Genomic DNA, 15866 nt, shown 5'->3' with positions numbered 1-15866 from the left:
CATCCTTTCAAGCTTAATAATTGATGGTCTTACTTATCGTTAAGGGCTACAACACCTGGAAGCTCTTTACCTTCCATGAACTCAAGTGATGCGCCTCCACCTGTGGAGATATGGCTCATCTTGTCAGCATAGCCGAATTTCTCGACTGCTGCTGCAGAGTCTCCGCCGCCGATGACAGAGTATGTATCTGTCGCATCAGCCAACGCCTCAGCTACGGCTTTCGTTCCGTTTGCAAATGTATCCAATTCGAACACACCCATAGGTCCGTTCCAAATGACAAGCTTACTGTCCTTGATTGTAGCCTGGAACAATTCTCTTGTCTTAGGACCGATATCCAGTGCTTCCCAATCAGATGGAATGGAGTCGATATCGACTTCCTTTGTATTTGCATCGTTTGAGAAATCATCAGCAACGACTACATCTACAGGCATAAGGAAATTAACGCCTTTGTCTTCAGCTTTTTTCATGAATTGCTTTGCAAGATCGATTTTATCTTCTTCTAAAAGGGATTTCCCAACTTCGTAGCCTTTTGCTTTTACGAATGTGTAAGCAAGTCCGCCTCCGATGATCAGGTTGTCCACTTTATCTAAAAGGTTGTCGATGACACCGATTTTATCTTTTACCTTCGCTCCACCGATGATCGCCGTGAATGGACGTTCTGGAGTGGAAAGGGCTTTTCCAAGTACTTCAAGCTCTTTCTCCATCAGTAGTCCTGCAACAGCCGGAAGATGCTTTGCCACGCCTTCAGTTGAAGCATGAGCACGGTGGGCTGCACCGAATGCATCGTTCACGTAAAGATCGGCTAGTGCCGCGAATTCTTTCGCTAGCTCAGGATCGTTCTTCGTTTCACCTGCATAGAAACGCACGTTTTCAAGAACAAGTACATCACCGTCAGCCATTTCGCTGATTTTGGCTTGTACGTTTTCTCCATACGCTTCGTCCGCTTTAGCGACGTTTTTACCTAGCAGCTCGGAAAGCCTTTCCGCTACCGGAGTCAAACGAAGCTCTTCCACTACTTCACCCTTTGGGCGTCCCAAGTGGCTCGCCAGGATGACTTTTGCGCCGCCATCCACTAGATACTTGATCGTTGGAAGTGCAGCTTGGATACGGGTTTCATCCGTAATTTTGCCTTCTGACATCGGGACGTTGAAGTCCACACGGCAAAATACGCGTTTCCCTTTTACATCAACATCTTTGATTGATTTCTTATTCATCGTAAAAGGCCTCCTTTTGTGGTTCTTTCCCTATTTCAATGAGAAAAGGGAGTGGGGAATCTTCCCCGCTCCCCTTCATCCCATTCCATTATAGATGGTGGGACAAAATTTATCCATCCTCACCCTACTGATAATGTCAATTTACGTTAATGACGGATTAAAGACCTTTAGAAGCGATGTAATCAACAAGGTCAACTACACGGTTAGAGTATCCGCTCTCGTTGTCATACCAAGAGATGACTTTCACCATGCTGTCTTCCATTACCATTGTAGATAATGCATCGATTGTTGAAGAAGCTGGGCTTCCGTTATAGTCAGTAGATACTAGTGGCTCTTCGCTGTAAGCAAGAACTCCTTTAAGATCGCCTTCAGCAGCTTCTTTGAACGCAGCGTTCACTTCTTCAGCCGTTACGTTCTTGTCTAGTTCAGCAACAAGGTCAACTAGAGAAACGTTTGGAGTTGGAACACGTACAGCTCCACCGTTCAATTTACCTTTAAGTTCAGGAAGTACAAGTGATACAGCCTTCGCAGCACCCGTAGTTGTAGGGATGATGTTTTCAGCTGCCGCACGCGCACGACGGTAATCTTTGTGTGGAAGATCAAGGATTTGCTGATCGTTTGTGTAAGAGTGGATAGTTGTCATCATTCCACGCTTGATTCCAAACTTGTCGTTAAGGACTTTCGCGAATGGCGCTAAGCAGTTTGTCGTACAAGATGCGTTAGAGATTACGTTGTGGTTAGCCGCATCGTACTTGTCTTCGTTAACACCCATAACGATTGTGATGTCTTCATCAGATGCAGGAGCAGAGATGATGACTTTCTTCGCACCAGCTTCAAGGTGTTTCGCAGCGTCAGCACGCTTAGTGAAGCGTCCAGTAGATTCAACGACTACTTCTACACCAAGGTCTCCCCAACCAAGTTGAGCAGGATCGCGCTCTGCAAGTACTTTTACTTTTTTATCGCCGATCACAAGAGTGTCACCGTCAACAGTTACTTTCTCTGCAAGAGTTCCGTGAACTGTATCATATTGAAGTAAGTGAGCAAGCATGTTTGCATCAGTTAAATCGTTAACTGCCACTACCTCTACGTTATCGTTTTTAAGTGCTGCACGGAATACGTTACGTCCAATACGTCCAAATCCGTTAATACCAATTTTAGTTGCCATAATTCTATTTCCTCCTTTAGTGATTGTAAGGATGATTTTTTATATTTCAAAAGGCCTTTAGCCTTTTAAAAGCTCTTTCGCGGCCCCTTCGTCCGTGATCAGGATCGTCGAAGACGGGGCACTTTTCAAATACGCACGGATTGCTTTCGCTTTCGAACTGCCGCCAGCCACGGCAAATACGTGCTTGATGTCTTTCAGGTCTTCGAGCTGGAGACCAATGGTCGGTACTTTATGTACTACCTCTCCCGACTCATTGAAGTAATAACCGAATGCTTCACCGACAGCGTGCCCGGCAGTGATCTTTTCGAAATCGCCCGGTGACGTCTTGCGTCTTTCTGCCATTGTAATAGCATCTCCAATTCCATGAAGAACCATGTTAGCGGACTGAATTAAATTCAAGACCTCTTTGATCATCGGTTCTTTCAGGAAGGACTTATAAACCTCTTTACTCACCTGATCCGGTACATACAGTACGCGGTGGCGCATCCCTGTGTGTTCTGCCATCTTTGCGCAGATCGTGTTGGCCTGATTCTTCACATCTTCCCCGATGCCGCCCCTTGCCGGAACGAACAACGTATCGGACGTGGAAAAATCCGGTGTCAGCATTTCCGCGACAGCGGCCATCGTCGACCCGCCAGTCACAGCGATGATATTATTCCCCTCAAGATACTGTTTCATACTCGAAGCGGATGCTCTCCCCAATTCTTCTTTTACCCAAGGAGACTCATCACTATTCCCGGGAACGATGACAATTTCATTAAGATTGAGTAAAGACTGTAATCTTTTCTCCATTTCGTTGATTCCCGAAATCTCTCTCATCATGTTTTCAATCTTATCCAAGAGCTTCATGCCATCTCCGGTCATGATCATCCCGGACGTCTTGATTTCAATGAGATCCTGATTTTTCAGGAATTCCACTTCGCTTCTCAACACCCGTTCCGTCAGTCCGAGGTTTTGAGCAAGGCTCCTGCGGCCGACCGGCTGTAAGAATTGAATCGAACGGAGAATCTGATGCCGTTTTTGCATAACTTCAAGCAGGTCGGGTAATAATCGCTTTTGTATATCAATAATGGATTCCATCGGTAAAAGCTCCTTACATGGAGTGAGTGAATGTCTGTCGTTTTTAGTATGGACCGAAAAAGTCCCACGTAGACATATTATGTCCCACTTCCTCCAAAAAAAATTCATCCCTGCTTTCATCGTTTATTCTAACAGGGTAGAAATCGTAATTCAACTAGAAACTACCGAGTTTTTTCATGTAAACGCTTGCTGAGTGTAAAATAGTCAATTTGCCCGTATTGGATGATTTCACCCTCATATTCCACCACCGGGATCATGAGTCCGAAACGCTCCGTTAACTCGTCACTTTCGTCGATATCCTTCTCGAGGATCTCGAATTTCAGATCATCCTGGACGAGTTTGAGATTGAGTTTTGCGTCCGTGCAGAGGTGGCATTGGTTTCTTGTGTAGAAAATGACTGGGTTCATTGGTTGTGTCCTCCGTTGGGTTTGTTGGGGTTGTTTGTACCTGGTACAGATTGCATTAATTGTACCAGGTACACTTTAGGTTCATTGTACCTGGTACAATTGATAGTACTATATATGCTCGTATGTTGGAAATGTCACGGGCATTCGTCCATTTTCAAGAAAGATGTTTTCTCATTCATAGCGCTTTCTCATTGTAGAAGAAGAGATGCCAAGCTGATCGCGGTATTTCGCAATGGTCCGGCGCGATACATCATATCCCTTATCAATCAGCATATTGACGATTTTCTGATCGGACAGCGGCTTTTTCTTATCCTCTTCCTCGACGAGTCGTTGAATTTCATTTTTGATCGAGGTTGATGAAGCGGCCCCATCGGCTTCTGAGTGTACGGATTTGATGGCTGCACTGAAGAAGTATTTCATTTCGAAGATGCCATAAGGCGTTTGCATGTATTTCCCCTTCACGGCACGGCTGATGGTCGATTCGTGGAGACCGGCTTCTTGGGCGACTTCCTTCAATGTCAACGGCTGGATGAAAGCAGGACCTTTTAGAAAGAAAGACTTCTGCTTTTTAACAATCAGTTTCCCCACTTTCAACATTGTCTGCTTACGCTGTTGAAGGCTTTGAAGCAGCCACTGGAATTCCTGTTCCTTCTCCCTTAGATACCGTTTGACTTCCTCATCTGGGTGATGTTCAAGAAAATCCTGATACTCTTCATTATAGTTCACTTTGATGGTCGTCCCGTCAAATAATGAAACCTTCACCTCTTCAGGTCCAATGATCTTCACGATTAATTCAGGGACGATATAATGGCACTCTCCATTAGTATATTCTGCCCCCGGTCGCGGATTGCATTGCTGGATAAGATCTGAGGCAAGTTGGATCTCCTTCAGGCCAACATTCAGTTGCTTCGCAATTCCCTTCCATTTTTTCATCGCAAAATCATTGAAGTGATCTTCGACAATCGTGATTGCCAATCCTGAGTCGCGCTTTCTCCATAATTGAAGCAGGATGCATTCCTGAAGGGAACGTGCCCCCACCCCGGCAGGCTCCAATTCCTGAAGTCTATCAATATAGTCATACAAGCGGGACTTCTGAACATTCGCCCTCTTGATGAATTCTTCTTCCTCTATGTGTAAGTAACCGTTTTCATCCAAGCTGTACAATAGCTCTTTCATGATTCTCAAGTCTTCAGAAGAAAGCGATTTCATATCTAATTGTAGAAAAAGGTGATCCACAAGCGTTTCCTTTGACGCCGATACAAACTCTGTAAAATCCTTCTTTTCTTTCGTTTTATAAGAATATGACTCTCCTCGATGAGGGATGTCCATTATGGGGTCTTCTAATTGTATGAGGGGATTCTCCAATGCTTTCGATGTCAGAAAAGCATTCAGCTCCATCGTGGAATATTGGAGGATGGTGATGGCTTGGGATAGTTGTTGAGTCATTTGAAGTTTCATCTGTTGCTTTTGCCATAATCCAGTGTTTAAATTCATCCTTCTAACCTCCTCCCTCCATTTTACATGAAAATGGTGGTTTCGTTAATGGGAATTGTTTGGAAGACTGGTTGTTTAGTAGAATTTTATGAATATAGCATGTGGTTGATACCTATTATATATAGATTTAGGTACTACTTCGACCGTGCCTTTCCGCGGGGAGGAAGCTGAATGCGGAAAGCGAATTCCTGCACGATGATAGAACTGAACATAAAAAAATACCACTGCGTTTTAAATAACGCAGCGGCATCTTGGTACGCCCTCGGAGGGAATCGAACCCCCATTTTAAGAACCGGAATCTTACGTGCTATCCGTTGCACCACGAGGGCATGTATGTAATGGAAGAAAAACTATCGTACGAAAGTATATTATAATGTACTTTTTTAAGGAATGCAATACGTTTTCTCTGTTTAAAAAAGGAATGGATGGGTATGATGTAGAAAGGATTACATAGTGTAAGAATCGCTGATGCGTCAGGTTTGACCTTTATTGACCAACAGTGTATGATTACAGTACAAAGTGAATATGTATTAAATACAAATAAAAAAAGTGTACCTTAAGGAGGAACGAAGGATGAACTTAATTCCTACAGTTATTGAACAAACGAACCGCGGCGAACGCGCATATGACATCTATTCACGCTTGTTGAAAGACCGTGTCATCATGCTTGGAAGCGCCATCGATGATAATGTGGCGAACTCCATTGTAGCACAACTTCTATTCTTGGAGTCTGAAAACCCTGAGAAAGATATCTCCATCTACATCAACTCCCCTGGCGGAAGTATCACGGCTGGTATGGCAATCTATGATACAATCCAATACATCAAGCCAGATGTACAGACGATCTGTATCGGTATGGCCGCTTCCATGGGTGCATTCCTACTAGCTGCAGGTGCTGAAGGCAAGCGTCTTGCCCTTCCGAACGCAGAAGTGATGATTCACCAACCACTTGGCGGAGCACAAGGTCAAGCGACGGAAATCGAGATCGCCGCGAAGCGTATCCTCTTCCTTCGTGAGAAGCTGAACCAAATCCTTGCTGACCGCACTGGACAGCCACTTGAAGTGATCGCGAAGGATACGGACCGTGACAACTTCATGACGGCAGAGCGCGCGAAGGAATACGGTTTGATCGACCGCATCATCACGCGTAATGAAATGAATAAAAAGTAATTTTGTTTGTGGAATTGATTGAGCCCCGTCGGCGTTTAGCCGGCGGGGTTTTTGTTTTTGTTTTTGGCTTAGGGATAGGGTGTTTTCTTAGGTTCGAACAGCGATGGGGTTTGTCGAAAAATCGGTAGCTCGCACTTATATGTTGGATTTCGCACATATCCTGGAGATTTCGCTCTTATATCAGGAAATTCGCACTTAAATCCTCATTTCCGCACTTAAACTCAAAATTTCGCACTTAAACGAGACGGACCTGATCTTCCCGTACGTACATACTAGAGCCAAAATCATCTCCCCTCCAAGAAAGAAACGACCCACTCATTGCAGCTTCTCTCCATCTTAATCACTACAACGATTAACGAAACGCCCCATAAAAATAGAAGGTACGTCCCTCAACGCATTAACGCGATGAGGGACGTACCTTCAAGTCTTGTTTTTTTATTCTTTTTTGAATGGGATGAGCACTTCTCCGTTTCTGCCGTTTCTTAAGAGCAGGTGGAGGATGGTTTTGGATAGGTCACTAGGGTGATAGGGTTTGACCAGGTAATCCACTGCACCGAGTGTGATCCCTTTTTCTTTTTCATCCAAGGCCGATGAGATGACGATCGGGATGTTACACAGCTCTTCATCTGCCTTGAGGGTTTCGAGTACGTCCCAGCCTGTCATGCTTCCTTCGAGCATGATGTCGAGGACGATGGCGTCCGGTTTTGTCTCGCCGATTTTCTCGATGGCGGCTTCGCCTGTCTTCGCCTGTCTGACATTGAACCCGCTACCCGATAGTTCTGCTGTCAGCAGGGAGGCGAGGTTGATATCATCCTCGATGACCATGATCTTCATGCCTTCACCGCTGCTCTCTTCTTCTTTGAAGTTTTGGAGCGTCACCATCGGAAGGCTGATCGTGAATGTACTTCCTTTCCCGAGCTCGGAAGCGACCCTGATGCTGCCATCATGGTTTTCGATGATTTCCTTGACGATCGTCAAGCCCAAGCCGGTTCCGCCAATCCTCCTGCGGTCCGAATTATCGACGCGATAGAATTTCGTGAACAGCTTCGGAAAGGCATCGCTCGGGATCCCTAGTCCTTCATCGATGATATTGATGAAGACCATATCATGCTTCTCATACACGCGTGCGGTGATATTCCCTCCGTCAGGCGAGTATTTGATGGCATTGCTGATCAGGTTCGTGAATGCCTGGGACAGCTTATCCTTATCACCGAGGATCATCGTGCAGTCCGTTTCCTTCTCGATCGTGAATGTGTGGGCTGGTGCATTGACCTTCTGCGTGCTGATTACATTCTCGATGATCGGTACGATGTCCTCATATTTCTTCTCGAAGGTCTGCCTGCCTGATTCCATCCGCTGGACATCAAGGAAGTCATTGATGAGTGATGTCAGGCGTTTCGCTTCCTGATAAATCGTCGTCAAGTATTTCTTCGTTCTCTCAGGCTTCAAGTCCTTGGTGAGCATCAATTCCGTGAAGCCAAGGACACTCGACAGCGGTGTGCGCAGTTCATGGCTGACGGTTGAGACGAATTCGGATTTCATTTGATCGACTTCGAATTCCTTGGTGATATCACGGTGCACAAAGATGGTCCCCACATGTTCATCTCCGCGGTAGAGGGCTTCGGAATAAACTTGATAAACCGTTTGCCCCTCTTCCAGATGGTACGTATGAAGATGCCTTCCGGTAGCTCCGCGTTCAATCACCGTTTCATAATACTGGTTGAGCCCTTTTTTATCCTTTACCTGATTCAGAAGCGCTTCTTTCCACTCAGCAAATGGGGCGCGCTGGAGGGCACAAAGCTCGCCTTTGATGATTTTCGACAGTTTCGTATTCATCAACAGGCTGTTTCCGTCATTGTCGACTAGCTGGATCCCTTCCTGGATGTTGTTCAGGATCTCCTGGTTCATATGGCGGTCCTTTTCCGTTTCTTCGAAAAGGTAGATCTTCTGCAGCGAAATCGAGATTTGCTTGCTCAGGCTTCTGTATTCTTCTACTTCTTCCGTTTTGAAATCCTCTGCAAAGCGGCTGAAGACCATGATGGCTTCCACTTCTTTTTCAGGAGATAGAACCGGGATGAATAGATCATAGGAGAACATCGTCTCCACATGGTATCCTTTTTCCGATTCCACCAGCTCACGCTTAGCCGAGAATGGTTCTTTCTTTTCAAAAAGGCGCTGATGCAGGCCGTTATACATGTAATTCATGAACTGCATCGCACCTTGTTCGGAAATCCCGAATGCAGCATGGGATTTCTGCTCATCCATGAGGACAATCATGCCACGCGATGCCCCCATGACGCCGCACATCGATTCCACGATGCTGTCGAGCACTTCCTGTTTATGCAGGGAGTATGAAATCCCGTTGATGAAATCATTGCGTCTCTCCAATTGCAGTTCGCGAATTTTTGCGACGTTAAGGAGGTGTTCGAGCTTGGCTTGCTGTGATTCCAGCTCATCCTGCTGCGCGACAAGCTCCTCGTTATGAGCCATAAGATCTTCTTCCTTCAACTGGATCCTCTGAATCATCTTTTCAAACGCACGCGAAACCTTCCCGATCTCATCTTTGCGGTTATTCTCAAATGACCAGCGCTGATACGTTTCATCTTCTGCAATCTTCTCAGCCGCCGTTGCGACTTGGTTGAGGGGAGATCCGATCTGCTTCGCTAGCATCCGCATAATCCTCATGAGTACAAGGAGCATCAGGAAGATGAACAGGATGAAGGCTCCTTGACTGAAAGTTTGTTTCTTCTTCACGTCTCCATAAGCCACATCCCTGTCTTGTTCGATCCGATTGATGTAGTTCCTCATCTGACTTTGAAAGGTATCAATCCTAGCGGTTGCTCCGTCTGCAGACGCGGTCTTGACTGCTTCTATATCCCCATTTTCAAAATTGATGATCGCATTGGCCACCAACTGATTGAAATAAATAGATGAAAATTCTTCTACGTCCTTGATGAAGAGTTCATCCTCCGGCTCGGTCGCGACCGTCCTTAATTTCTCAACAGCATTCTTGACTTCGATTTCCTGGCGATAGATGCTCTCTTTGAATATTTCTCTATCGAAAAGGAAATAACCCCTCGCGTCAAAAAAGGCCTGATTGAACGCTCGATCCAGACGTTGCGCGGCATCTTCCTTCTCTGAAAGCAGGCTCCTTTGTTCCTGATACGCATTTGTGATGAATTGATTATAGAAAAACAAACATGCAGCACCCACTAGAAAAATCAGGATGAACGTGCTCATCACCCCGATGAATTGATTCCGCAGGCTTGTTTGAAAGAACTCCCTAATTCTTTTCATTCAGGATGTCCTCGATTCGCTTGACTAAATCCATCGGGCTGTAAGGTTTTGCGATGAAATAATCAGCACCGCCCGCGAGTACCCGTTCTTGATCGGCTTGTTGGCTTTTCGCCGATACCATCATGATCTTCACATCTTTTTTCTCCGGGATGGCCCGGACTTTCTCGATGACTTCAAGGCCCGTGTAAATGGGCATCATGAAATCGAGCAGAATCAAATCATAGTCATTCTCCATGATGCTTGTGATCGCTTCTTCGCCGTCCGCTGCTTCGTCCAAATCGTGTCCTTCATCCTCGAGCGTGTCCACGACAAGCATCCTTAGGACATCTTCATCCTCTGCAACCAAAATTTTTGCCATGTTATTCCCCTCCTTTTTCATAGGCCTCCTGCATTTCATAGTAGGACTGTTTCAATCGTTCATGATATGTCGGCTGTTCCCATGTTTCCCATGTGTAATGATAGAACCCTTTTGGATCCATCAGATTTCCTTGTTTTGAAGGATACGAGAATGAATCTTCCCCATCCGTCTCGTAGAGTCCGATATTGATGCCATCGATGATCCTGTCGGCTTCAAGCCCTTCTTTCCATAGATCCCCCATCGCTTCTCGCTGACTTGGGTCCTTGATGTTCAGGAGCTGCCATGGGATGCGGATTTCATACCGGTCTTTCGACGGACTGACACTGATATCCGTGAGAGAATCATAGTCTTCATCTTTCTGGTTTGCCGTACCGAATGTCATGACGCCGGTTTCATAGGAATCAAACGGCAGCACCTTGCCATCTATGGTCAATTCCTTATTCAGCGTCAAGCGTATTCCGTGATAGTTCCCGTTGTCTTTCTTCGACGCATAGTCATTGAGTGGGATCATATCGAGTACTTCCCCGTAGTGATAATAAAACGTATCGTAGTAGCTATCGACGAGGAGGCGTGCCTTCTCCTCCCCTTGGATGTGAAGGGCAAAATCCACTCCGGATGTTCGGACCCCCGAGACATCAGGCAAGGTGGATTCACCTTGACCATCCACGGTATCAAATAAGAGGTATGTGTCTTTTCCAGGTGTGATCCCATCTGTATCCACCCTCACATACACGTACCGTTCATCACTCGTGACATACATGGAATGATCGCCGTCAGAAAATGCAGGTGAGATGTCTTTCACTACCCAATCTTCAGGACGTCCATCCACTTGGATCATCGACGATTCACTTTCACCCGGATCGAAGCTCAGCATGCCGAATTGCTGCTCGTTCGTCTGCGCATTCGACCAGAACGGACGTCGATCTGGATCATCATAGTCCATCGTATTCCACGTGCGTTTGAACCACTCGTCCTGCCAAGCAAAGACAAGTCCTCCCGCTGCTTTCTCTTCTACGATATCCTCAAAAAGCCGGGCGTTGATCTCACCCTGTTCCTTCTCGGAATGATGTCCTTGATCCATGCCGGAGACGTTTCTGTGTGTGAGGCCACGTGAACCCGGCACCCCGAATTCCGCCACCAGGAGAGGCATCGTATGGGCCTTTTTCATATCGTTCAGATACCCCGCGTAATTATTCTTCTCCCCGCGGTGATCGATATAGTTTACATATTCCGGCTCATAATTCAAGAAGTCAGGATAATAAGGGTAAATATGATACGAAGCGAAAAGTCCGCCATGGAATTTTTCAGTGCCTGTCATGACGTTCGGATCGACGGTTACCAAGTCTTCCGTTTCCGACGGCTCGCTCGGATGTTCGAGCAGGTCCGTTGTCACCCAGTTCGTGAAGCTGACCGGACGCTGCCATTTGTATTCCTTCGTCTCATAGGCAATGCCTTCCTCCATCATTTCTGAAAGCCAGATCTCAAACGGCTCTGCGCCTTTAGTGGTTAAGTATTCACCTTTGAAGTCTTCAAGGTCCTTATGCTTTTCGTTCGTTGAGAGGACGACTTCAGGATCCCACTCGACTCCGAAAATCCAGCCGAGCACGTAAGGCGAAATATCAAAGCTGTATGTGCCGGATGCGTGCCCTTTTCGTTCAGGGAGCTTGGCGTTTCCATGAACAAGGTCGATGGTGCGCTTGATTTCCGCTTGAAATTCCTCTGTATTTTCCTTGGCGAAGGCATCGTTCGTTTCAAGGAAGATCTCCTCGTTCACCCACACGCCGTGGAAGAGGTACAGTGGCTTTTCCGCCATTCGGTTGTACTCGTAAAACGCTTCATAAAAGGCCGGTGGATGGATGGTGTAAACGCGGATGCTGTTCGCGTTCATCGCCCCGATCTGTTTGAACCACCGTAAATATTCCTCTTTTGTGATGGCCGTTTCTCCAGGGAATGCACCGGGTTTCGCGATCCCCATGTTCACGCCTTTAATGATGAGGTCATTCCACTTTCCGTCTTGATTGACTTGAATATAATCGCTTCCTGTTTTACCTGCCACCTTCAGGCCATCTTCCATTTTGATGTCGAGGCTGCTGACAGCAGCGGGATCAGGATCTTTTTGTTCATGGATTCTGTCGAGGATCTTTGTCATCATCGGTACATAGGCTTTCCAGTAGAAAGCGGATGCGTTATTCGGATTCGATGCTTCGGTCCATTTTCTCCACGTTGAGAATCCTGTTGTTTGATAAAGGCTCGGTACATCCGGGTGATCGGCGAAATCACCGCTGAAGTAATAGGTTTCGAACAATTGATTATCGCCATGGACCACGGCAGGGAATGTAACCGGAAGACCCAGTGACTTCATCGTCTTCTTCCCGCTTTCCGAAAGCGACAACGTGTAGGTTGCCATCACATCTTCCCCATCGACCGGTTCGACGACATCAAACCAATAAGAATAAGGAACGTTCAGTTCTTGACCGAACTGCTTTTCCCCGGCTGGTGTCGTGGAGAACACCACACCTTCCTTTCCTACATCATGCTTGTCGAGGATGACGAGTTTGTCGTCCTTTCCGACCAATACATACCCCTTGCCGGTAAAGGAATAAGATTTCCCGTATTGGTCCTTATAATTGGTCCTTACCCATTCCGGTACCTCGTTGCTTGAAAGATCAGGGAAGTAGCGACCGATCCAGCCAGACCACTCCAAATTGAATAAGGAATAAAAGGATTGCCTTACCTCTTCAGTCGTCGGATGAGCCATCGTGTTGAATTCGGCAATGAGCGTCTTCCCATCTTTCATGCCCATTTCCTTCAAGGCATTGATATCTTCTTGCGTCATACCGCCATAAATCTTTGAAGACCGGCGACCGGTCGTGTTCTTATTGTCGATATCATCCTCATACACCCCGTACGTATCTGCAACATAAACAGCATCGTATTGTTCAAATGAAGATGGCAGGACCCTCTCGTAGTCACTTCCGGCGTCCGGGATATAGCCTGCATAATCTTTATCCAGCTCGTAAACCGAGCCGTCTTTTTGTGTATATTTTTGCTGATTCAACAGCCACATCAGACCCGTATGTTCGCGGTACGAAGTGTCAGGGACCGTCTTATCGATGATCAGAAGGTCCAATTGTTTCTTATCCTTCAATTGCCATAACCAGAACGGCGAGGAAATGGCAAGTACAATTCCAATGATTAGTAGAAGAAAGCCATACAGTTTCAGCTTTGTCATTTTGATACTCCTTTTCTTGCCATTTCTCCCCAGCCGGTTTTGCGGCGGAGGACATCCAAGATCCCTTCACATCGCCAGATCACCGTCAACGGTCTGTACCAGAGCGTTTCGGTCAGGGAATAGAAAAATAAGCGGGTGATGTCGGTCGCTTTCGGATACTTCCTGATCGTCCATTCCTCGAGGAGGACGGATGCCATGGAAAGGATCGAGCCATATAACACAGAAAGCAAGAATAATAGAATCGCAAATTCGAGATAGACCCCTCCCAGGAAAATCGAGAGGATCATCACCATGTATCCCATCAGTTCGACTACCGGTCCTAAGAACTCGATGATCAGGAAATAAGGGATCGATACCATCCCGATGGATCCGTATTTCGGATTGAAGATCAGCTTCCGGTGGATCCATAGGCTCTCAAACAGTCCACGGTGCCATCTTCTTCTCTGCCTGCGCAGATACTTCAGTGATTCAGGCGCTTCCGTCCAGCTGACGGGATCAGGTACATATACAATCTTCTTATCCGCCTCTTGTTCTTTCACATAACGATGAAGACGGACTACAAGCTCCATATCTTCCCCGACCGTGTGGGAATATCCACCGGCTTCGACGACCCAGCGCTTCGAGAAAACGCCGAATGCCCCCGACACGATAAGAAGGAGGTTATGACGGCTAAGGCCGATCCTTCCCATCAGGAATGCCCGCAAGTACTCGATCACCTGCATGGTGACGATTGGCGAACGGGACAGTCCCACTTTGACGATTTCACCGCTCTCGATCTCACAGCCATTCGCGATCCGGATACTGCCGCCGGATGCGATGACCTCACCGTCCGATTCAATGATCGGCTTCATGACCTTTAAAAAGGCTGATCGTTCCAATACGGAATCGCCGTCGATTGAACAGAAATAAGGATAATTGGAGACATTGATGCCAGCGTTCAAGGCATCCGCCTTCCCTCCATTCTCCTTATCGATGACCAGGAGGTTCTTATAGATTTTCGATTGATAGACTGCCTTTACTTGTTTCGTTTTCAATTGTTGACGGATGACCCATTTGATCTTGACCAATTGAAAGGATTCAATCAGCTTTTCAAGCGAGTCGTCCGTTGATCCATCATTGATGATGATGATTTCATACTCAGGATATTCGATGCTGAGCAGCGAACGGACCGTCGCCATGATCCCGACCGATTCATTGTAAGCCGGTACGAGGATGGATACAGGCTTTGTTTGATGCAAGTGAAGCAATTCCTCATATGGTTCGCGATCATCTAGCTGATAACTCCTTCTAAGCTGGACGAAGGAGATAACGAGCATGATGGAATAAAACGAAACGACGAGGATCATATAAATCAGGACCGCCCATCCGATCACCATCAGGAATGTCCCCCACCCAGAAGTTACATCCATCATACAGACCCCCTTTCCAACCACTGTTCCGCCATGTCCCTGGCATAGGTATCTTCCCTTGTGGCAGCGACCTGCCTTAATAGTTCCTTGCCGGAATCCAGCCTCAACAATGCTTGGGCCGCCTGTGAACGCACATAAAACGATTGATCACCGATAAGGTCCTCCAAATAGCTTAGAAGTTCGGGACTCCTGATGAATTCACACGCCTTGATGGCCATCAGGCGCTCCTGCCAGGAGGATGAAACAAGGTGCTTCGTCAACAAGGTAGGCGCCAGATAATACTCCATTTCCACAATCGCCTTCAACGCACGTATGCGGATCTCGACGGACTGGTCGTCAAGGAGACCTTGGAGGAACGGACTGTCTGATTGCCTTCCCCTAATGCCAATCGATTCGATCAACGCATACCTGATCATCAACGGAAGCTCTTCGAATAAACCGATGAACCGGTCGAGCTGCTGTCCACTCATTGATTGGAACAACGAGCCATAATCGAACTCCGTCAATGGATGCCGGGGATCGATCAGCTTTTTTGGAATGTCGGCATCATCATTCATGATATAAATCTTCAAAAGCTGTACTTCTTCACTTTTTGTCAATTTTGCAGAATCATAGAGTCGAGTTAGAGGGACCGTCATGTTCCTCATATTGAATTCTTCGATCCAATAGAGGGCATTCATCCTTATGCTCCAGCGCCTATGAGTCAATCCTTTAAAAATGTAAGACTGAAAGCGCGTTTCAGCAAACTCCCTGATCCGTTCACGGACGGCGTCGCCCCCAAGTACTTTCGCAAATCCCGATGTCAGCTCGAGCAACGCTTTCACTTCAAGCGGTGACCGGAAGTTGACCGGAAACTCATCTCTTTCTTCTTTTAAATACTGGAAAAGAGCGAGCCGATAGTCTTCTTTCAATTTCTCTACCCTCGCTCTCCTGTTATTTTCCGTCAACTTCCTGATGAGCAAATAACTGAACAACAAAAGCAAGATGAGAAGCAGACTGACCAGCACCACCGAGAAATAAAAAATTTCGTCCCCAAACAC

General features: G+C 46.6%; 11 protein-coding genes and 1 tRNA gene. 1 reads left to right on the top strand and 11 read right to left on the bottom strand.

What is annotated here, in order from left to right:
* Window positions 1-29: 29 nt before the first annotated feature.
* The 6 genes from LCM10_RS10465 to LCM10_RS10440 form a co-directional block, all read right to left on the bottom strand.
* Complete coding sequence (locus tag LCM10_RS10465) at window positions 30-1214, bottom strand: phosphoglycerate kinase (RefSeq protein WP_224876208.1); 1185 nt, start codon at window positions 1212-1214, stop codon at window positions 30-32.
* Between the two features lie 157 nt (window positions 1215-1371).
* Window positions 1372-2379 (bottom strand): type I glyceraldehyde-3-phosphate dehydrogenase, encoded by a 1008-nt coding sequence (gene gap, locus LCM10_RS10460; RefSeq protein WP_224876207.1) that lies wholly within the window; start codon window positions 2377-2379, stop codon window positions 1372-1374.
* 57 nt (window positions 2380-2436) lie between these two features.
* The gene (locus LCM10_RS10455; RefSeq protein WP_224876206.1) at window positions 2437-3459 is read right to left on the bottom strand and encodes a sugar-binding transcriptional regulator; all 1023 of its coding nucleotides are present in this window, start codon (window positions 3457-3459) and stop codon (window positions 2437-2439) included.
* A gap of 161 nt (window positions 3460-3620) precedes the next feature.
* The gene (locus tag LCM10_RS10450) at window positions 3621-3866 is read right to left on the bottom strand and encodes a glutaredoxin family protein (protein WP_224876205.1); all 246 of its coding nucleotides are present in this window, start codon (window positions 3864-3866) and stop codon (window positions 3621-3623) included.
* A gap of 171 nt (window positions 3867-4037) precedes the next feature.
* Entirely contained in the window at window positions 4038-5360 is a 1323-nt protein-coding gene (gene rpoN / locus LCM10_RS10445; protein WP_224876204.1) for an RNA polymerase factor sigma-54, read from the bottom strand.
* A 257-nt stretch (window positions 5361-5617) separates the two neighbouring features.
* A tRNA-Arg gene (locus tag LCM10_RS10440) sits at window positions 5618-5689 on the bottom strand.
* Window positions 5690-5933: 244 nt separating this feature from the next.
* On the opposite strand from LCM10_RS10440, the gene clpP reads away from it, so the two are divergent.
* Window positions 5934-6530, top strand: coding sequence for an ATP-dependent Clp endopeptidase proteolytic subunit ClpP (gene clpP / locus LCM10_RS10435; protein ID WP_224876203.1), 597 nt, complete (start codon window positions 5934-5936; stop codon window positions 6528-6530).
* 435 nt (window positions 6531-6965) lie between these two features.
* Here clpP and LCM10_RS10430 read toward each other — a convergent pair whose 3' ends face one another.
* Genes LCM10_RS10430 through LCM10_RS20770 form a run of 5 tightly spaced genes read right to left on the bottom strand, consistent with a single transcriptional unit; the run spans window position 6966 to window position 15866 of the window.
* Entirely contained in the window at window positions 6966-9827 is a 2862-nt protein-coding gene (locus LCM10_RS10430) for an ATP-binding protein (protein ID WP_224876202.1), read from the bottom strand.
* Window positions 9814-10185 carry a response regulator transcription factor gene (locus tag LCM10_RS10425; RefSeq protein ID WP_224876201.1) on the bottom strand — a complete coding sequence of 124 codons (372 nt, stop codon included), beginning with the start codon at window positions 10183-10185 and terminating at the stop codon, window positions 9814-9816. Before LCM10_RS10425 ends, LCM10_RS10430 begins: the two co-directional genes overlap by 14 nt.
* 1 nt (window position 10186) lies before the next feature.
* Window positions 10187-13417 carry a hypothetical protein gene (locus LCM10_RS10420; RefSeq protein ID WP_224876200.1) on the bottom strand — a complete coding sequence of 1077 codons (3231 nt, stop codon included), beginning with the start codon at window positions 13415-13417 and terminating at the stop codon, window positions 10187-10189.
* Window positions 13414-14826, bottom strand: a complete 1413-nt coding sequence (locus tag LCM10_RS10415) for a glycosyltransferase family 2 protein (protein WP_224876398.1) — start codon at window positions 14824-14826, stop codon at window positions 13414-13416. The genes LCM10_RS10420 and LCM10_RS10415 overlap by 4 nt, the downstream gene beginning before the upstream one ends.
* Complete coding sequence (locus LCM10_RS20770) at window positions 14826-15866, bottom strand: HEAT repeat domain-containing protein (protein ID WP_224876198.1); 1041 nt, start codon at window positions 15864-15866, stop codon at window positions 14826-14828. The genes LCM10_RS10415 and LCM10_RS20770 overlap by 1 nt, the downstream gene beginning before the upstream one ends.

It is taken from the genome of Rossellomorea aquimaris, from assembly GCF_020171925.1.
Taxonomy (GTDB): Bacteria; Bacillota; Bacilli; order Bacillales; family Bacillaceae_B; genus Rossellomorea; species Rossellomorea aquimaris_F.
This window is presented reverse-complemented; position numbering and strand designations above follow the sequence as displayed.